1 protein-coding gene is annotated in these 656 nt (G+C 41.2%); it reads right to left on the bottom strand.

The annotated features are described in order from the left end of the window. A partial coding sequence (locus tag A7325_RS00715; protein ID WP_068403767.1) for an IS1 family transposase occupies nt 1-581 on the bottom strand: 581 nt, incomplete at its 3' end. Between the last annotated feature and the right edge of the window lie 75 nt (nt 582-656).

Below are 656 nucleotides of genomic sequence, written 5' to 3'. Positions count from 1 at the left end.
CAGTTATTACCTTCAATGCCTACCGTATGAGATTTGCCAACTCGTTTGTGGTCAAATTTAAAGGCGGTTATAAAACTGTCCCAGTTATCCATACTGATAGAGCCATAGCTGACTTTCAGCTGCTTGAGACGAGCTCTTAGCTTCTTAGCTGTTTTCAGGTCACGTTTGCCCCAAACATAAGCAACAATCTCATTAGTAACGCGATCATAAGCATAAATAAGCCAAACTTTACGCTTTTTGCGATACACGTAAGTCCAGAATTCATCAACCTCTAAGCGTTCATAGTAGCGCTTCTTAGGCGTAATCTTATAAACAGATGAGCCTATGGTGCTCAATACTTTACCGATACTGACTGAGGCTATAACAGCTATGTCTCTAACGCCGCAGCCTCTAACTGTCATGAGCCGTATAAGCTCTTCCACTTTAGAGTGACAGCCATGATAAGTTAAGGCATGGTCGCCAATAAACTGACGTTTGCAGTCCTTACATTGATAATTCTGCTTGCCATAGCTTTTTTTGCCATTTTTCTTTAGACTATTACTGTGACAGTCGGGGCAACTGATATCTATTTGTGTCTTCATAACCTCAAATATATCATCTTGCTCTGGCTGTCACTCCTCCTTTTATTTCCTCAGCATACTTTCTGATACACCACC

Source organism: Psychrobacter sp. SHUES1 (genome assembly GCF_001652315.1).
Lineage (GTDB): Bacteria > Pseudomonadota > Gammaproteobacteria > Pseudomonadales > Moraxellaceae > Psychrobacter > Psychrobacter faecalis.
This window is presented reverse-complemented; position numbering and strand designations above follow the sequence as displayed.